The organism is Burkholderia sp. SR8 (assembly GCF_052851275.1).
The window spans coordinates 36,533-55,052 of record NZ_JAULUC010000034.1 but is presented as its reverse complement, the minus strand read 5'-3'; the positions used below and the strand labels follow the sequence as shown (position 1 = coordinate 55,052).

16 protein-coding genes and 1 pseudogene are annotated in these 18,520 nt (G+C 67.0%); 9 read left to right on the top strand and 8 right to left on the bottom strand.

Features of this window, described 5'->3' with window-relative positions; translation table 11 throughout:
- The 4 genes and pseudogenes from Q3A80_RS29170 to Q3A80_RS29155 all read right to left on the bottom strand — a co-directional run.
- Positions 1-1,514 (bottom strand): annotated as a pseudogene (locus Q3A80_RS29170) (hemagglutinin repeat-containing protein); the annotation flags it as partial.
- Positions 1,490-1,777, bottom strand: coding sequence for a hypothetical protein (locus Q3A80_RS29165; RefSeq protein ID WP_446332270.1), 288 nt, complete (start codon positions 1,775-1,777; stop codon positions 1,490-1,492). The gene Q3A80_RS29165 and the pseudogene Q3A80_RS29170, both read right to left, overlap by 25 nt.
- Before the next feature lie 363 nt (positions 1,778-2,140).
- Entirely contained in the window at positions 2,141-2,293 is a 153-nt protein-coding gene (locus tag Q3A80_RS29160; RefSeq protein WP_446332267.1) for a hypothetical protein, read from the bottom strand.
- A 20-nt stretch (positions 2,294-2,313) separates the two neighbouring features.
- Positions 2,314-2,790 carry an OsmC family protein gene (locus Q3A80_RS29155; protein ID WP_446332266.1) on the bottom strand — a complete coding sequence of 159 codons (477 nt, stop codon included), beginning with the start codon at positions 2,788-2,790 and terminating at the stop codon, positions 2,314-2,316.
- A 94-nt stretch (positions 2,791-2,884) separates the two neighbouring features.
- Between Q3A80_RS29155 and Q3A80_RS29150 the strand changes: the two genes are divergently transcribed.
- Complete coding sequence (locus Q3A80_RS29150) at positions 2,885-3,526, top strand: GntR family transcriptional regulator (protein ID WP_446332265.1); 642 nt, start codon at positions 2,885-2,887, stop codon at positions 3,524-3,526.
- A gap of 487 nt (positions 3,527-4,013) precedes the next feature.
- Complete coding sequence (locus Q3A80_RS29145; RefSeq protein ID WP_446332264.1) at positions 4,014-6,119, top strand: TonB-dependent siderophore receptor; 2,106 nt, start codon at positions 4,014-4,016, stop codon at positions 6,117-6,119.
- 93 nt (positions 6,120-6,212) lie between these two features.
- Here the strand turns inward: Q3A80_RS29145 and Q3A80_RS29140 are convergent, their stop codons facing one another.
- Positions 6,213-7,247 (bottom strand): LacI family DNA-binding transcriptional regulator, encoded by a 1,035-nt coding sequence (locus Q3A80_RS29140; RefSeq protein ID WP_446332263.1) that lies wholly within the window; start codon positions 7,245-7,247, stop codon positions 6,213-6,215.
- 192 nt (positions 7,248-7,439) lie between these two features.
- Here Q3A80_RS29140 and Q3A80_RS29135 point away from each other — a divergent pair, with 192 nt between their 5' ends.
- From Q3A80_RS29135 to Q3A80_RS29115, 5 genes are all read left to right on the top strand, one after another.
- Positions 7,440-8,597 carry an ABC transporter ATP-binding protein gene (locus Q3A80_RS29135; protein ID WP_446332262.1) on the top strand — a complete coding sequence of 386 codons (1,158 nt, stop codon included), beginning with the start codon at positions 7,440-7,442 and terminating at the stop codon, positions 8,595-8,597.
- A gap of 9 nt (positions 8,598-8,606) precedes the next feature.
- Positions 8,607-10,598: a beta-galactosidase gene (locus tag Q3A80_RS29130; protein ID WP_446332261.1), complete on the top strand. Its 1,992-nt coding sequence runs from the start codon at positions 8,607-8,609 to the stop codon at positions 10,596-10,598.
- Positions 10,599-10,661: 63 nt separating this feature from the next.
- A complete protein-coding gene (locus tag Q3A80_RS29125; protein WP_446332260.1) occupies positions 10,662-11,921 on the top strand; it encodes an ABC transporter substrate-binding protein in 1,260 nt (419 codons plus the stop codon).
- Between the two features lie 54 nt (positions 11,922-11,975).
- A complete protein-coding gene (locus Q3A80_RS29120; protein ID WP_446332259.1) occupies positions 11,976-12,941 on the top strand; it encodes a carbohydrate ABC transporter permease in 966 nt (321 codons plus the stop codon).
- A 21-nt stretch (positions 12,942-12,962) separates the two neighbouring features.
- Positions 12,963-13,814, top strand: a complete 852-nt coding sequence (locus Q3A80_RS29115) for a carbohydrate ABC transporter permease (RefSeq protein WP_057925490.1) — start codon at positions 12,963-12,965, stop codon at positions 13,812-13,814.
- 436 nt (positions 13,815-14,250) lie between these two features.
- On the opposite strand, the gene Q3A80_RS29110 is transcribed toward Q3A80_RS29115, so the two are convergent.
- The 3 genes from Q3A80_RS29110 to Q3A80_RS29100 all read right to left on the bottom strand — a co-directional run bounded on the left by Q3A80_RS29110 (position 14,251) and on the right by Q3A80_RS29100 (position 17,099).
- On the bottom strand, positions 14,251-14,439 hold the full coding sequence (locus Q3A80_RS29110; RefSeq protein WP_446332258.1) for a hypothetical protein: 189 nt from the start codon (positions 14,437-14,439) through the stop codon (positions 14,251-14,253).
- Between the two features lie 104 nt (positions 14,440-14,543).
- The gene (locus tag Q3A80_RS29105; RefSeq protein ID WP_446332257.1) at positions 14,544-16,043 is read right to left on the bottom strand and encodes a DEAD/DEAH box helicase; all 1,500 of its coding nucleotides are present in this window, start codon (positions 16,041-16,043) and stop codon (positions 14,544-14,546) included.
- A gap of 135 nt (positions 16,044-16,178) precedes the next feature.
- The gene (locus Q3A80_RS29100; RefSeq protein WP_446332269.1) at positions 16,179-17,099 is read right to left on the bottom strand and encodes a LysR family transcriptional regulator; all 921 of its coding nucleotides are present in this window, start codon (positions 17,097-17,099) and stop codon (positions 16,179-16,181) included.
- Positions 17,100-17,180: 81 nt separating this feature from the next.
- Between Q3A80_RS29100 and Q3A80_RS29095 the strand changes: the two genes are divergently transcribed.
- On the top strand, positions 17,181-18,131 hold the full coding sequence (locus Q3A80_RS29095; protein WP_446332256.1) for a ketopantoate reductase family protein: 951 nt from the start codon (positions 17,181-17,183) through the stop codon (positions 18,129-18,131).
- Positions 18,128-18,520 (top strand): VOC family protein, encoded by a 393-nt coding sequence (locus tag Q3A80_RS29090; protein WP_446332255.1) that lies wholly within the window; start codon positions 18,128-18,130, stop codon positions 18,518-18,520. The genes Q3A80_RS29095 and Q3A80_RS29090 overlap by 4 nt, the downstream gene beginning before the upstream one ends.

The window sequence follows — 18,520 nt, the reverse complement described above, 5'->3', positions numbered from 1 at the left end:
GCCGCGCGTTCCTCCGGCGTCAGATTCGGGTTGTTCGCGGCGGCCTTTGCTGCATCGGCTTCCGCCGCGCGATGCGCGACGAATGTCCCCGCCTGATTGATAAACTGGCTCGTAATGTCGAATCCGGCCTGAATCTTGTCCTTGTCGAAGATCGGCGCGAGCGCACCGCCAGTGTTCGACGTATCGCGATTGACGCTGGCGACCGCTTCGGCGGCCGTCTGGCCCGTCAATTGCTGCTGCTTCGCACTGTCTGTGATGGTGACGGCGCCGCCACTGATGCCGCTCTTCGTGGTCGTATTGGCATCGCCCGACGCGCTGAGCGCGACCGGCGGCGCTACCTGCAATCCGCCATCGCCCTTCGGCAGCGTCGTGCCCGGCACCGGGTTCACGTTGGTCGCCGTGCCTTTCTGATCCTTGCCGATCTGCCCGCCGACACCGCCCGACAGTCCGATCGAAGACGCGTCGTACGACGCATGGTTTTCGATATCGCTGTGCGTGAGTGTCGCAGTCGTCAAACTGTTCGCGCCGTCCTGGACGGCTTTGTCGCTGCTCGCGATTACGCCACCCTTGAGGTCGGTGTTGCCTTTGACGTTGACCTGGAATCCGCCGTCGCCAGCCTTGATGCCGGACTGCTCGCCCACGGCCGCGTAGTCGCTATGCATCTTCTGCTGACTGAAGTTTGCCGCCGCGCTCGACGACCCGCCATAACAGAAGGGCGGCACACAGACGCTGACCGACACGCCCGCGCTTTGCTGCTTCGAATCGTAATGGTCCTTGTCCTGCAAGCTCTCGACATTCAGGTTACCGCCCACGTCGGCCACGACCTGCTTGCCCGACGCCACGGCGCCTTTCAGATTCGCATCGCCGCCTGATTTGATCGTCAGCGTATCGCCCGCGGCGACATGCGTGTTCGTCCACGTCGTCGAATCGCCGTCCGCGTGACCGCCGTGAGGCGGCTCGGTGTAGACGCCGCCGATACTGTCCGGATCCTTCACGCCAACCTGGCCCGTGCGGCCGCTGATCGGAATGCCGAACTGCGAGAGCGACGCAGGATCGATCTGATTGGTGGACGTCTTCATCACGCGACGCGTGCTCGTCACCTTGTCCGCATGCAGTTCCATGTCGTCTTGGGACTGGATCAGCGCGGACACGTTGTTGACCAGCGCGGCGTTGGTGTAATTGCCGCTCGCATCCTTGCCTCCGGCCAACACGACCTTGCCCATGCCGAAAATGGCCGTCGTCGCCATCGAATCGGTCGCGGTCATGTCGTCGCGGTTTTCGATGTCGCGCGCGAGGATTTCGAGCGTGCCGTTGCTGTCCGATGCACCGATCAGCGCGGTGGGCCCGAGGTTCGAGATCGTATTCGTCGCGGTGAGCGAGGCGCTGGCGCCCACGAGCGCGCCCGTGTTCGTCACGTTGGTCGATTGCGTGTGCAGCAGCCCGCCTGCAGTCAGCGCCCCCACGTTGACGATGTTGCCCGCGTTGACGCTCAGGTTGTTGACCGATTGCAGATCCGCATTGTTCGTGAAGGTACGCCTGCACCCGAGGGACGCGCCACGTTGACTTGCGGCAGGCCGTTCGGCGTCTGGATCACCTGTGTACTGGTACCCGGCGTCGGGACGATCTGCGCACCGGACAGGGTGGGTAGCATGCCAAGCGCGGTGATGCCCGCCACCACGACGCGAGCGCCGGACGTCGACGACCGCCGACGCGCACGTGCTTCGCCTGTTGCCGATTTGCCCTCAGCGGTTGCAGTCTCCGCAACGGCCACCACCATACCCCGAAGCCTGGAATACACCAGGCGGTGCGTATTCTTGTTCATTCTCGCCGACGCGGCCCGCGTCCATTCGTTACTTATTGGGCGAGAGGTTACCGAAGCACCGGAAAATGACTGTCAAAAATTGCCAAGCCGTTTATTGGAAACCACAAATTTTGAAATTCAGACCCGTCTGATTGACATGCACAGCGAACGCTTCAGTTGAGTCCCTAAGGCATACTGACCGATACCCCTATCGACTTGTCGCACAGCTTTCGTTTGCCGAGTTCTCACGCACGATTCTTGTCCGCAATTATTGTTTCGGTATGCGGCGAATCAAACCATGGGTGTTCGAGATCGATGGGAAGGCACCGGTCCACTCGGTCACAATGAACCGGCGTACATCGGGCGCGCGTCTTCGCCGCCAAAAGCACGCCGCCGGTCGCCCGCCGGTGCAAGCCGCTGCTCCGGCTTCCTGAATTCTTCCGGCACGAAATGGCGCGCAATGCTTGCGTTGGTTGGGGTAGAGAGCGTCAACGCCTTCTCCCCGACACGCGTCACTCGGCCGCGACCACGATCACCGGTTCACACCGGATCGGGAAATTCACCGAGTTCGCCACATAGCACTTCGCATGCGCGTCGCGATGCAGCCGCTCGGCGAGCGCACGATCGTCGCCCGCCCGAATCGTCACGCGCGGGTGCAGCACGATTTCGGTGAAGCGCCCCGGCTCAGCGCTGTCGAGCATCGTCCCTTCGGCGTCGTCGACATACGCGAGCACGCGGATCCCCGCATCGGAACAGAGATGCAGATACCAGAGCTTGTGGCACGCCGACGCCGACGCGAGCAGCAGATCCTCCGGATTCCAGCGCGCCGCGTCGCCGCGGAACGCCGCATCCGACGAGCCCGGAATGTCCGGCTTCGAACCCGCACGGATCACATGATCGCGACCGTATTCGCGATACCCCGACGTGCCGGTTCCCCGGTTGCCGATCCATTCAACAGCCACGCGGTACTTGTGTTCGCCATGCGCCATCTCGGTCTCCTTCGATATCGGAACGTGAGGCCGTCATTGTGGCACCGGAATGCCATTTGGTATACCATTATTCCAAAATGAGGAACCCGACGAGATGGAAGCCAGACTCGATTCGACGGCGGATGCGGTCGCCGCATCGCTGCGGGAAATGATCATCAACGGCGAGCTGCAGGCCGGCGAGCGGCTCGTCGAGCGCGACCTCGCCGAGCATTTCGGGATCAGCCGGATTCCGATGCGCGAAGCGATCCAGCGGCTGGAGCGCGAAGGACTGCTGGACATCTTCCGCAATCGCGGCGCGATCGTGCGGATGCTGAGCGCGTCCGACGTGCAGGAGATCTACGACATGCGCGCGCTGCTCGAGGGCGACGCGATCTATCGCAGCGTGAAGCGGCTCGACGACGAGACGCTCGCGCGCGCCGAACTCGTGCATCGGCTGCTCGGCGAATCGAGCGTGCCGCGCCGCCAGGGCGAGCTGAATCGCGAATTCCATGCGCTGCTCTATTCGTGCTGCGGCAACGAGCGGCAGTTGAAGGTAATCGCCGAGCTGCGCAGCCAGGTCGAACGGTATGAGCGCCTGCAAGCCACGCTGCTCGCGGACACACCGTCGTTCCAGGTCGAGCACGAGGAGATCCTGCAAGCGTGCCGCGAGCGCAATGCACGCGGCGCCCGCGCGATGACGGTCGCGCATCTCGATTCGGCCCGGCGCATCGTGCTGCGGCTCGTCGAAGGCGCGTGACATCGGCACGCGTCCGGCCACGGTGTTCAGAGCGGTTGGCTGACCGGCTCCGGCTCGCTCGGCCGAAGTCTGCGCCCTCGCGGCGCGCTCTGTGCCCGCAGGATCGCGCAGCGCGCTTGCTCACCGCTGCCGTGAAGTCCGCCAGTCGGTGAGCCGTCATTCGGCGTTCCGCACACCCTTCCCGAATACACACGGTTCGACCCATAGCCGCCGGCAATTTCCCCCGGCAACACCGTCGCGGCCCGTCCAGATTCTCGGCACCACAGCGCACGGCCGAATCAGCCAACGCGTTGTCCGTCGCTTCCTCCCGCGAATCTGCCCGCTGTCCCGCACGCCCTTTTGCCTAAACGCAACAAGGTCAACTTACGATTGCAAATAACTCTCATTTGCATTAGATTTCGGCGCGCAAATGTACTGTTTGGAACACGGTTGCCGGCGCGAGACGGCCCGCGGTGCCCGAACGCGGACCAATCTCTGAAGGACGGGTATGAGCAGGAAGAACTGGGCGGCCGCACCGATGGCCATCGTCGTCGGCGCGGCCGGGCTGAGCGCCGCGGATGCACAGGAGCTGTCGCTGCCCGCGATCGAAATCTCCGGACAGCGCACGAAAGCACCGTTTCGCGCGCCCGAATCGACCAGCGCGACGCGCACCGAGACGGACGTGATGGAGATTCCGTTCGCGGTCAGCAGCGTCGACACGAAACTGATCCAGACGGTGGCCGCCACGCGCGGCGACGACCTGTACGACTGGGTCGCCGGCGTCGCGCGGCAGAACAACTTCGGCGGGCTGTGGGACAACTACGCGGTGCGCGGCTTCGCCGGCGACGGCAACACGTCCGGCACCGACTACCTCGTCAACGGCTTCTCGTGGAATCGCGGCATCAGCGTGCCGCGCGACACCGCGACGCTCGAGCGCATGGAAGTCCTCAAGGGCCCGGCATCCGCACTGTACGGCCGCGGCGACCCCGGCGGCCTCATCAGCTACACGACGAAGCAGCCGCAGTTCGCGCGCTCGAACACGATCGGCGTGTCGGCCGGCAGCTACGGCGCACTGCGCGAAACGCTCGATTCGACCGGCCCCGTCACGAAGTCGCTCGCGTACCGCTTCATCGCGATGAACGAGGACAACGGCAGCTTCCGCGATACGGTGTCGAGCAAGCGCTACCTGTTCGCGCCGTCGTTCACGTGGGATATCGGCGCCGACACGACGCTCCACTACGAATTCGAGACCGCCCGCCAGCGCGCGCCGCTCGATCGCGGCGTGGTCGCGGTGGGCGGGCAGCTCGGCGCGGTGCCGGCGTCGAGGTTCATGGGCGAGCCGCGCGACGGCGACTACGACGTGCGCAACTCGGGGCACCAGTTCACGCTCGAACATCGCTTCAATGCCGACTGGTCGGTCAACGCCGGCTTCGCGCAGCGCGACACCGACCTGTCCGGCCGCTCGTCCGAAGCGTTCTCGCTGCAGTCGGACGGCCGCACGCTGTGGCGCCGCTACCGGCAGGTCGCGTTTCACTCGAACGACATTCAAGGCCGTGTCGAAGTGGCCGGCAAGGTCCGCACCGCCGGCATCGGCCATTCGTTCGTGATGGGCGTCGACGCGTATCGCTTCAACTACGACCAGTTCGTCGCGCGCTCGACGCCGACGGCCGCCGCGCCGTATGCGATCGACATCTTCGATCCGGTCTACGGCCAGCCGGCGCCCGTGCCGCGCACCGCGACGAACCTGCTCGAGCGCGACGACGGCCAGGGCCTGTACGCGCAGGACACGCTCGCGTTCGGCCCGCACTGGAAAGTGCTCGCCGGGCTGCGCTGGGACCGCTTTCATCAGTCGGTCGAGAACCGGCTGAAGGGCGTGACGACGAGCCAGCTGCAAACGGCGCTGAGCCCGCGGCTCGGCATCGTGTACGAGGCCAGCCCCGCGCTGTCGCTGTATGCGAACACCGCATACTCGTTCCGGCCGAACAACGGCGCCGACGTGAACGGCCGCGCATTCGATCCGGAGAAGGGACACGGCTACGAAGCCGGCGTGAAATGGGCCGGCACGCGCTGGCTCGCGACCGTCGCCGGGTTCTACGTGAACAAGCGGAACGTGCTGACCGCGGATCCGGCGAATGCCGGGTTCTCGCGTGCGGCCGGCGAAGTGCGCAGCCGCGGCGTCGAATTCGAATGGAACGGCGAACTGGGCCACGGGTTACGCGGCATCGTCAACCTGGCGTACGTCGATGCGCAGGTCACGCACGACAGCGTGCTGACGCCGGGCGCACGCCTCGTCGACATTCCGCGCGTGAGCGGCAGCGCGATGCTGATGTACGAAACCGCGCTGCCGCTCGTCGACAAGGCCGGCGCGGGTGCGGGCGTGATCTACGTCGGGCGCCGCGCGGGCAACACCGCGAACACGCAGGACGGCTTCGACCTGCCCGCTTACGCAACCGTGCAGCTCAACGGCTACGTGCAGGTCAACAAGCATCTGCGCGCATCGGTCGTGCTGAACAACCTGTTCAACCGCACGTACTACGTGAGCTCGTACAACAGCCTGTGGGTCACGCCGGGCGCGCCGCGCAGCCTGTTCGCATCGCTCGCGTACTCGTTCTAGAACGGCTGCCGGCGGCGTAACGCGGCACGCGGCAGCAACGACGCCGGCGGCACCGCGCGCACGTCGGGCACATGCGGCGCGCGCCGGCCGCCGCTACGCGCCCGTGCGCGACCGCGGCACCGCGCCCGTCGTCCGCCGCACCACCAGCCGCGGTGCCGACGCGGTCCGCACGCGCGACGCATCGTCGATCTGGCCGCCCGCCTCGCGCAACGCGTTGAGGAGTTCGACCGCGAGCCCCGCGGCCTCGCCGGTCGGGATCGCGACCGTCGTCAACGTCGGCCGCGTATCGCTCGCCAGATGAATATCGGTGATGCCGACGATCGACAGGTCGTCGGGCACGCGCCGGCCGCGATCGGCCGCCGCGTGCAGCGCGCCGATCGCGGGCAGGTCGTTGGTCGCGACCAGCGCGGTCAGCGCGGGATGCGCATCGAGCAGCTGACTGGCCGCACGCACGCCGCCTTCGATCGAATCGTGCCCGGCGCCGACGCGCGACGCGTCCAGCCCCGCTTCGCGCATCACGTCGACGAAGCCGTCGTAGCGCGCAGCCTGCACGCCGTTTGCCGACCCGCCGACGATCACGCCGATCTCGCGATGCCCGAGTTCGACCAGATGCCGCGTCGCGATCCGCCCAGCCTCGCGGAAGTCCACCGCGACGCACGGCAAGCCTTCCGGCGGCGCATCGGGCCGCTCCCACAGACACAGCACGACCGGCACGCCGCGCCGCGCGACGTCGACGAGATCGGGCAGGTGCAGGTTCGCGTTCGTCACGAGAATGCCTTCGGAAATCGTGCCGGCGATCTGGTCGAGATACGCGCGCCCCTGCAACGGATCTTCGTTCGTATTGCAGACGATCAGGAACTGGCCGTTGCGCCGCACCGCCCGCTCGACCGCGAGCGCGAATTCCGGGTAGAACGGGTTCGCGATGCTCGACACCATCAACGCGACCGTCGGCGCGCGTCCTTCCGCCAGCGCCCGCGCGGCAAGGTGCGGCCGGTAGCCGAGCGCCTGCACCGCTTCGAGCACCCGCGCGCGGGTCGCGTCGCCGACCCGGCCGCGGTTGCGCAGCACGTTCGATACCGTCGCGGCCGTCACGCCGGCGCGGCGGGCCACTTCATCGAGTGTCGCCATCCATTGCTCACTATATGAGACGTTGATCCAATATTTGCTTCGCTTACCGAAGCGGCGCACTATCGCCGCACACACCTTGCCGCCCGCGCGACGGGCGCGACTCGGCCGCGATCGCTATCGGCTCTTTTTTTGATCGCGATGATTAAGCGCTTAAGCATCGACGAGAGCGCATTAAAACATGGAGTGGAGACAATGGCGAGCATCTCGATGCGGCGCGTGCAGAAAGCCTATGGCGACCACGCGCCGGTCATACGCGACGTCGATCTGGAGATCGGCGCGCACGAGTTCTGCGTGTTCCTCGGTCCGTCCGGCTGCGGCAAGTCGACCCTGCTGCGGATGATCGCGGGCCTCGAGGACCTGAGCGACGGCGAGCTGTCGATCGACGGCCGCCGCGTCGACGACGTGCCGGCCGCCGAACGCGGCGTCGCGATGGTGTTCCAGAGCTACGCGCTGTTTCCGCACATGACGGTCTACGAGAACATGGCGTTCGGGCTGAAGCTCGCGCGCGTGCCGAAGGCCGGGATCGACCGGAAGGTGCGCGACGCCGCACGGATCCTGCAGCTCGACACGCTGCTCGACCGCAAGCCGAAGGCGCTGTCCGGCGGCCAGCGGCAGCGCGTCGCGATCGGCCGCGCGATCGTGCGCGAGCCCGGCGTGTTCCTGTTCGACGAGCCGCTGTCGAACCTCGACGCGGCGCTGCGCGGCCAGACCCGCGTCGAGATCGCGAAACTGCACCGGCAGTTCGAACGCGCGAGCGTCGTGTACGTGACGCACGACCAGACCGAAGCGATGACGCTCGCCGACAAGATCGTGCTGCTGCACGCCGGCGCCGACACCGCGCAGCACGGCAGCATCGCGCAGGTCGGCGCGCCGCTCAATCTCTATCACCATCCGGCGAGCCGCTTCGTCGCCGGCTTCATCGGCTCGCCGCGGATGAACTTCCTGCCGGCCGTCGTCGCCGCGTGCGACGCGCAGCGCACGGCCGTCACCGTCGTGCCGTCAGGCGAAACCTTCACGCTGCCGCGCGACGGCTCCGCGCTCGCGCCCGGTGCTGCCGTCACGCTCGGCATCCGCCCCGAACACCTGACGCTCGGCGCCGCGCTCGACGCGACGACGCTCGCGCGCGACGTCGCCCTCGTCGAACGCCTCGGCGAGCAGACCTACGTGCACCTCGACCAGCCCGGCCAACCCAACGCTGCGCCGCTGATCGCGAAGGTGCCCGGCGACGCCGCCGTGCGCAGCGGCGAGCGCGTGCACGTGCATGCGCCGGCCGCGGCCTGTCACCTGTTCACCGAAGACGGCCGCGCGGTGCCCGCGCGCGCCGACCTTCCCGTCCACCACTACGCATAAGGATCGGGCATGCGCCTCGGAGTCTGTTACTACCCGGAACACTGGCCGGAATCGATGTGGGCCGACGACGCTCGCCGGATGAAGGCACTCGGCATCGCCCAAGTGCGGATCGCCGAATTCGCATGGAGCCGCATCGAGCCGTCGCCCGGCGAATACGACTGGGGCTGGCTCGATCGCGCGGTCGACGTGCTCGGCGCGGCCGGCCTCGAGATCGTGATGTGCACACCGACCGCGACGCCGCCGAAGTGGCTCGTCGACCGTCATCCCGACATTCTCGCGATCGGCGCGGACGGCCAGCCGCGCAAGTTCGGCTCGCGCCGCCACTACGACTTCTCGTCGCCGACCTACCTCGAAGCGTCGCGCCGGATCTGCACCGCGGTGGCCGAACGCTACGGCCGCCATCCGGCCGTGCGCTACTGGCAGACCGACAACGAGCTCGGCTGCCACCAGACGGTCGTCAGCTACTCGCCGGCCGCGCTCGTGCGCTTCCGCGCGTGGCTGAAGGCGCGCTACGGCACGATCGACGCGCTGAACCGCGCGTGGGGCACCGTGTTCTGGAGCATGGAGTACCGGCATTTCGACGAAGTGGACGCACCGGTCGGCACCGTGACCGAAGCGCATCCGTCGCACCGCCTCGACTACCGGCGCTTCGCGTCCGACGAAGTCGCGCGCTATCACCGGATGCAGGTCGACGTGATCCGCACGCACTCGCCGGGCCGCGCGGTCGCGCACAACTTCATGCAGCTCTTCACCGAGTTCGACCACTACGAAGTCGCGCGCGACCTCGACGTCGCGACGTGGGACAGCTATCCGCTCGGCGCGCTCGAAGAGCTGTGGTTCGCGCCCGACGTGAAGGCGCGCTGGCTGCGCACTGGCCATCCCGATTTCGCGTCGTTCAATCACGATCTCTATCGCGGCATGTCGAAGCTGCCGTTCTGGGTGATGGAGCAGCAGCCGGGCCCGGTGAACTGGGCGCACTGGAACCCCGCGCCGCTGCCGGGCATGGTGCGGCTGTGGAGCTGGGAAGCGTTCGCGCACGGCGCCGGCTGCGTGTCGTACTTCCGCTGGCGGCAGGCGCCGTTCGCGCAGGAGCAGATGCATGCGGGCCTGCACACGCCCGACGATCGGCTCGACGAAGGCGGCCGCGAAGCGCGGCGCGTCGCGCAGGAAATCGCCGCCGTGCTCGACGCCGGCGCGGATGCCGACGCGAACGGCGCGGTGCGCGCGCCCGTTGCGCTGGTGTTCGACTACGAAGCGAAGTGGCTGTTCGACGTGCAGCCGCAGGGCGCCGATTTCCACTACGCGCGCTTCGCGTTCGAGTACTACTCGGCGCTGCGTTCGCTCGGCCTCGACGTCGACATCGTTTCCGCGCATGCGCCGCTCGACGGCTACCGGCTCGTCGTCGTGCCGCCGCTGCCGATCGTGCCGGACGACTTCGCGACGCGCGTCGCCGCATCGGGCGCGCACGTGGTGTTCGGCCCGCGCACCGGTTCGAAGACCGCCGACCTGCAGATTCCGCCGACGCTGCCGCCCGGCCCGCTCGTGTCGCTGCTGCCGGTGCGCGTGTGGCGTGTCGAATCGCTGCGGCCGAACGTGACCGCGCGGATCGACGGCACGTTGCGCGACGGCGCGCCGCTCACCGGCGACGCGCGTCACTGGCGCGACCTCGTCGAACTGCACGACGACGCGCGCAGCGTCGTGCGTGCGCGCTTCGCCGACGGTCATCCGGCCTGCGTGTCGCACGGTGCGCTGCACTACTGGGCCGCGCTGTTCGACGACGCGACCACCGCGCGCCTGTTCGCCGACGTCGCGGCCGAAGCCGGCCTGGCACCGTCGCCGCTCGGCGACGGCGTGCGCGTGAGCCGGCGCGGCGGCCTGACTTACGTATTCAACTACGGCAGCACGCCGCACGCGATCGACGCGGTGCCGCCGTCCGCGTTCGTGGTCGGCGCCGCGCAGGTCGAGCCGCAAGGCGTCGCCGTGTACCGAAGCCGTTCGTAGCAACCGCCCCCGGCGCCCCGATGCGCCGGTCACGCACAACGACACACAGGAATGGAGACACACATGACACATCGCCCCCTTCGCGTCGCCGCCCGGCTGGCGACCGCCGCCGCCGTTGCGTTCGCTTCGTTCGGCGCCGCGGCGCCGGCCGACGCGGGCACGCTGACGATCAACATCGCGTTCAAGGGCGCCAGTCAGCGCGCCGTGTGGCAGTCGACGATCGAGGCGTTCCACAAGGCCCATCCCGACATCGACGTGAAGCCGACCTTCGTCGACGAGGAAGCGTACAAGGTGCAGCTGCCCGCGTGGCTCACGACCGTCGCGCCGGACGTCGTGAACTGGCACGCGGGCGAGCGGATGGCGTACTACGCGCGGCGCGGGCTGTTCGAGGACCTGAGCGGCGACTGGGCGAAGAACGGCTGGGACGCGATGTACGCGTCGACGCGCAGCGCGTCGTCGTACAACGGCAAGCAGTACGCGGCGCCGACCGTCTACTACTCGTGGGGCCTCTTCTACCGCAAGGACCTGTTCGGCAAGGTCGGCATCGCCGACGAGCCGAAGACGTGGGACCAGTTTCTCGATGCGTGCAGGAAGCTGAAGGCGGCCGGCATCACGCCGATCGCGGTCGGCGGCCGCGATGCGTGGACGCTCGCCGGCTGGTTCGACTATCTCGACCTGCGCCTGAACGGCAACGCGTTCCACCAGCAGCTGATGGCGGGCGACGTGCCGTACACCGACCCGCGCGTGAAGAAGGTCTACACGACGTGGAAATCGCTGATCGACTCGGGCTACTTCATCGACAACGCGCTGTCCTACGATCTCGACGGCGCGCAGCCGTTCCTGTTCCAGGGCAAGGCCGCGATGATGCTGATGGGCACCTTCATCGCAGCCGGCTTTCCGCCGAACGTGAAGCAGGAGATGGGCTACTACCGCTTCCCGATCATCGACCCGAAGGTGCCGACCGCCGAGGACGGCCCGGTCGAGTCGCTGCACATCCCGACCAGGGCGAAGAACAAGGCCGACGCGCATACGTTCCTCGCGTTCGTCGAAACGCCCGAGATCGGCGCGAAGCTCGCGGAAGGGCTTGGCTCGCTGTCGGCCAACAGCAAGTCGCCGGAGCCGGCCGATCCGATCTCGCGGATCGGCTTCCGGATCCTGGCCGATACGAAGGGCGGCGTCGCGCAGTTCTACGACCGCGACATGACGAAGGAAATGGCCGACGAAGGGATGAAGGGGATGCAGCAGTTCGTCGCGAATCCCGCGCAGCTCGATACCGTGCTCGCGCAGCTCGAGCAGACCCGCAAGCGGATCTACAAGAAGTAACCGCGTGACCCCTGCGGCGGCCGAGGGCCGCCGCGTCCGCCCAGGAGGCTTGCCGTGTCCAGTCCGATCACGTCCAGACCCGTCGAAACGCCTGCCGGCCCGGCCGCCGGACCGCCGGGCCGCAGCTCGCCCGCCGCACGATCCACGCTGTCCGCGCGCCGTCCGTCGCCGGCCGTGCGGCGGCAGCGTCGCGCCGCGTGGCTCTTCCTCGCGCCGGCGTGCGCCATGGTTGCCGTCTATGTGATCTGGCCGATCCTGTCGACGCTGTGGCTGAGCCTCTGCAACTGGGACGGGATGACCGAGCGCACGTTCGTCGGTCTCGCGAACTACGCCGAGCTGCTGCAAGCGCCGACGTTCTACACCGCGCTGCGCAACAACGTGATCTGGCTCGCGCTGTTCATGCTCGCGCCGCCGCTCGGCCTCGCGCTTGCGCTGTACCTGAACCAGGCGGTGGCCGGCATCCGGCTCGTGAAGTCGCTGTTCTTCGCGCCGTTCGTGCTGTCCGGCGTGGTCGTCGGGCTGATCTTCTCGTGGTTCTACGACCCGACCTTCGGGCTGCTCGCGCTGATCGCCGGGCACGGGATTCCGGTGCTCGGCGATGCGCGCTACGCGACGTTCGGCATCGTGTTCGCCGCGCTGTGGCCGCAGACCGCGTACTGCATGATCCTGTACCTGACCGGCCTCACGTCGGTGAATCCCGAGCAGATCGAAGCGGCGCGGATGGAAGGCGCGCGCGGCTTCGCGCTGCTGTGGCACGTCGTGCTGCCGCAACTGCGGCCGACCACGTTCATGGCGATCGTCGTCACGGTGATCGGCGCGTTGCGCAGCTTCGACCTGATTTCGGTGATGACGGGCGGCGGCCCGTTCGAGAGCTCGACCGTGCTCGCGTATTACATGTACGACCAGGCGATCAAGTATTACCGGCTCGGCTATTCCGCGTCGATCGCGGTCGTGCTGTTCGCGATCATGCTCGTCTACATCGTGTTCCAGTTGCGCCGCATGCTGCGCAACGAGCAGTGATCTTGCGGGAGTTCACTCATCATGTTTCCGACACCCGTTGCCCACTGGAAGCCGGTATCGCGCCGGCTGTACAAGCTGTCGCTGCCCGTCGCGCTCGTGATCTGGCTGCTGCCGATGATCGCGGTGTTCGTCACGTCGGTGCGTTCGACCGAGGAGCTGGTCGAAGGTCACTACTGGGGCTGGCCGCGGCACTTCTCGATGATCGAGAACTATCGCGACGCGCTGACCACGTCGCCGATGCTGCATTACTTCTGGAACAGCGTGCAGATCACGGTGCCGTCGGTGCTGGGGTCGATCGCGCTTGCCGCGATGGCCGGGTTCGCGCTCGCGACTTACCGGTTTCGCGGCAATACCGCGTTGTTCGGCACGTTCGTCGCGGGGAACTTCGTGCCGGTGCAGGTGCTGATGATTCCTGTGCGGGATCTGTCGCTCCGGCTCGGCGTGTTCAATACGGTCGAGGCGCTGATCCTGTTTCATGTCGCGTTTCAGACGGGATTCTGCACGCTGTTTCTGCGCAACTTCATCAAGCAGCTGCCGTTCGAGCTGATCGAGGCCGCGCGAATCGAAGGCGCGGGCGAGTGGACGGTGTTCTGGCGGATCGTGTTGCCGTTGATCCGGCCTGCGCTGGCTGCGCTCGCGATTCTCGTGTTTACGTTCGTATGGAACGATTACTTCTGGGCGCTGTGTCTGACGCAAGGCGACGAGGCTGCGCCGATTACGGCCGGCGTGGCGGCGTTGAAGGGGCAATGGACGACGTCGTGGAATCTCGTTTCGGCCGGGTCGATTCTCGCCGCGCTTCCGTCGGTCGCGATGTTCTTCGCGATGCAGAAGCATTTCGTCGCGGGGCTGACGTTCGGCGCGACGAAGGGTTGAGCGCGCGGCGCGGGTCGCGCGGTGGGATCTCCCTCCTCTTCATCGAGAGGTTGCCCGCTTCGGCGGGCTTTTTTTTTGCGGAAGGAGGATGTCGGTTACCCGCTCGAAGCGCACGGTCACGCCTTCGCCCGGTCAAAAACCAGCTCGTTTCCACTCAATCCCGCAACGAGGCAGTTACCTCCTCGACAACTTGATCCCGACGTTCGTTCGGTCGTTGACGATAGACGCGCATTACCCGCGGATACCATGGTGAGAACGCCGCTATCGGGTTATTGCGGCAACCGGCAGGCGTTGGCCGAATCGCAACGCCGGCCAACGCACCACGCGAGGCGAGGCGCCGTACCGCATATCCAGCGAGGAAGATCGCGCGCCGGCGCTCTCACCGAACACGGAACACGGAGCACGGAGCACGGAGCACGGAGCACCCAGCGCGACGTCAACGGCACGTGATATCGACGGTCAGGATTTCGAATCCGGGGTCGGCGTGCTGGTTCGCCACCTTGATCGCTTCCTCGTAGGACAGAAAGGACGCGGCGTCCTCGATCACGGGTGCCATGCCGATATCGCCATCCTCGCCTGTGCAGAGGAACTGCTCGCCGGTCTTCACGACATAGATGGTTGCCATGTGTCCCTCCATGGTTTGCATGGGGAACTTCCAGTCTAGCTGCCACGATTTTGTACGCAACCCCGCCGGCCAAATTGTCGGGGTTGCAGTCACATCGACCGGAATCAGGGCCGGCCTTTGCCGCGGGCACCTGCGGGTTTGGCGTGCTTCCCGGCCGGCTTGCCCGGACCCGGACCCGAACCCGGCTTGCCCGCAGGCTTGCCGCCCGATTTGCCGCGCGGCTTCTGCACGCTGAACGGGCTGCCGATGATCACGCTCGCTGCACTGGCCCCGCTCGCTCCGCCCGCCGCGTGGCCCGGCGCCGCGGCCCGCTGCGCCGCCGGCTTGCGCTTGTTCTGGCCTGCCTGCGAACCCGGTTTTTTGCCCGGCATCGGCCTCGCGACCGGCGCAGCCTGCGGCACTTTCGGTTTCTTCGGCTTTTTCGGTTTCTTGATGATCTGCCCGGTCGCGCTGGTTTCCGGCACGCGATGTTCGGCTTCGAAACCCGGTTCCTCTTCGCGGCGCAGCGTCTGCCGGATCAGCGCCTCGATCGCGGCCAGTTGCGGCGCTTCGTCCGCACACACGAGCGACACCGCCACACCGCTCGCGCCCGCGCGGCCGGTGCGGCCGATACGGTGCACGTAATCCTGCGCGACGATCGGCAGGTCGACGTTGATCACCAGCGGCAGGTCGTCGATATCGAGCCCGCGCGCCGCTACGTCGGTGGCAACCAGCATCTGCACGTCGCCGGCCTTGAAGCGCTCCAGCGTACGCAGCCGCGCAGGCTGCGGCTTGTCGCCGTGGATCGTGTCGACCGCATAGCCGGCGTCGTGCAACATCGCAGCGAGATAGTCCACGCCGGCGCGGGTCTTCACGAACACCAGCGCGTGTTCCCAGTTGTTCTCGCGCACCAGGTGCATGAAGAGATCCGGCTTGTTCCGCTTGTCTACCGGCACCACCCACTGCTTGATCTTGCTGGCCGTCGCGTTGGGCGGGCTGACGCTGATATCGACCGGCTTGCGCAGGATGCTCGCCGCCATCGCGCGGATGTCGTCGGTGAACGTGGCGGAGAACAACAGCGTCTGGCGCTGCGCGGGCAACGCGGCAAAGACGGCGTTGAGCTCGCGCGCGAAGCCGAGATCGAGCATGCGGTCGGCCTCGTCGAGCACCAGCGTCTGCACCTGATCGAACTGCACCGCGTTCTGGCGATTGAGATCCAGCAAACGGCCCGGCGTGGCGACGAGCACGTCGACGCCTTTGCGCAGCTTCATCATCTGCGGATTGATGCTCACGCCGCCGTACGCGGCCAGGAACCGCAGATCGAGCCCCTTGCCGTATGCGACGAAGCTTTGCAGCACCTGCTCGGCCAGCTCGCGCGTGGGCACCAGCACCAGAACGCGCGCGCGGTTGCTGGACACCGCCGGCCCGTGCTGCACCAGCCGTTGCAGCAGCGGCAGCGCGAAACCGGCGGTCTTGCCGGTGCCCGTCTGCGCGGCGGCCATCACGTCCTTGCCGCCGAGCACGGCGGGAATCGCCTTGGCCTGCACCGGCGTAGGTGTCTGGTAATTGAGATCCTGCAGATTGCGCTGCAACGGCTCGATCAGGCCAAGCGAGGCAAAGGACATGGGCGTATTCCGGGCTAAAACCGCAATTCTAGCGGTTGGCGGGTCGGGCGCACCGCATGGCGTCGACGCTCGCGCGCTTCGCTTCCGTGATCCCGCATTGCGCCGCCGTAGGGTGCGAAAGGCCGCCGCCGCCCGTCAATGCGACGCGCCGAACAATTGAATCACGAGACCACGCAGCCAGCGATTGCCCGCCTCATGGTGATATCGCGCATGCCAATGCTGCCGTACCGCGAATCCGTCGACCGCGATCGGGCACGCATGAACCGCCAGATCGCTGGCCTGAGCGAGTGTCTCGCCAATATGGCGCGGCAGCGTCGTGATCAGGTCGGTGCTCTGGATGATCGCCCCGAGGCCGAGAAAGCCCGGCAGCTCCAGCACCACGTCGCGCTCGATACGCGCCTGCCGCAGCGCCTGTTCGAGGAGTTGCGCGCCCGTTCCCGCCGTAATCGCGACATGTCCTTCCGAACGATACTGTTTCGGCCCCAGGCGACCGCGAATCCTCGGGTGATGCCGATTGGCCAGGCATACCCAGTCCTGGTCATACAGTTTCTGCTGATAAATGCCGCCACCCAGCCACGGCACATAGCCGATCGCGAGATCGGCCTCGCCGGATTCGAGCGAGCGTTCCGTGTTGCCGTCGATGCGTGCAGCCTCCAGCCGAACGCCGGGCGCCTGCGCGCGGACATGCGCCAACAGCCGCGGCAGCAGCGTGATGTGACTCGCGTCGGTCATGCAGATGCGAAAGCGCCGCTGGGCCGTCGCCGGATCGAATGCGATCTCCCACGCGGCGAAGCGCCGCAGCGATTCGAGGATCTCGCGGCACGGTCCGATCAGTGCGTCCGCCTGCGGGGTCGGCGCCATGCCGCCGGGCGTCCGGATGAAGAGCGGATCGTGAAGATGTTCGCGCAAGCGGCGGAGCCAGATGCTGATCGTCGGCTGGCTCTGGCCGAGTTGCTCGGCCACGCGCGTGACGCTGCGCACTTCGTACAGAAGATCGAAGAGCTGCAGCAGCTTCAGGTCGGGCAGGTCGGCGGGCATCGCAGCATTATTGTCCATTGCAATGACGTCATTGTATCCATTGCATTGGCAGCATGAGCGGCGGCTCCTATCGTACCGCCATACGTCAAGGAGAAGCCGTTGAAAATTGCGATTCTGGGTGCCGGCGCACTGGGCTGTGCAATCGGTGCCACCCTCACTGAAGGCGGTCACGAAACCTGGCTGATCGACCGTTCGCCCGCGCACGTCGATGCGATGCGCCGTGACGGCCTGCGCGTCGACGACGCCAGCGGCGCCCGGTACGTGCGCGTCCATCCGACGACGCAGGCCGCCGACGTCGGCGTGGCCGATCTCGTCATCGTGCTCGTCAAATCGTTCCACACCGACGCGGCCATCCGCGGCGCCTTGTCGCTCGTGGGGCCAGATACCGTCGTGCTGTCGCTGCAGAACGGCCTCGGCCACGAGGACATCCTGGCCGACGTCGTCGGCCGCGAGCGCGTGCTCGCCGGCAAGACCTACGTCGGCGGCGTGCGGCGCGGCGCGGGCCACATCGAGTCGGGCGTGGTCGGCAAGTACACGTACATCGGCGAACTCGACGGCCGCATCACGCCGCGGGTACAGGCGATCGCCGACGCGTTCGAGTCCGCCGGCCTCGCCACGACGATCAGCGACAACATCGTCGGCACGATGTGGGACAAGCTGCTGGTGAACGTCGCGACGGGCGCGCTGACCGGCATCACCGGCCTCACTTACGGCCAGCTCTACGACGAGCCGCTGTTGAAGGCCACGTCGCTCGCGGCGGTTGCCGAGGCGATCGCGGCGGCGCAGGCAGCGGGCGTGAAGCTGTCGATGACCGATCCCGAACAGGCGTGGACGCTCGCCGCCGAAGGGCTGCCCGCGGCCTTCAAGACGTCGATGCTGCAGAGCCTGGAGAAAGGCTCGATCACCGAAATCGACTTCATCAACGGCTCGGTCGTGCGCTACGGACAGCGCTACGGCGTGCCGACCCCGGTCAATGCCACGCTCGTCGCAGCGATCAAGGGGCTCGAACGCGCGATGGCCGATCGCCGGCGCGAGGAGGCTTCCGCATGAATACGCCAAAGGCCTATCTGGAACACGTTGCGATCTGGGTGAAAGACATCCGTTGGCACATCGGTTTCTTCGAGGAAGTGCTCGGCATGACGATGCGCGAAGTGGACGGCACGCTCGACGCGCCGCGGCAGTACTGGACGCTCGGCGGCCTGCAGTTCATCCACGCGCCGGAACATGACGGCCCGGAAGGCCGGCTCGCGCATCTCGGCGTGATGTGCGAAGACCTGGAGGCCGCGCTGGCCGCCGCACGGCGCTTCGGCGTGACGGAAATGCCGCAAGGGCGCAACTGGATCCGGCTGCCGGACGGCCTTGCCGTCGAACTGATTCAAGCCCGGCCCGCGTCGTGCGTTGCACAGGCGCTGTCGATCAACCCGCGCGCGGAGGCGTGA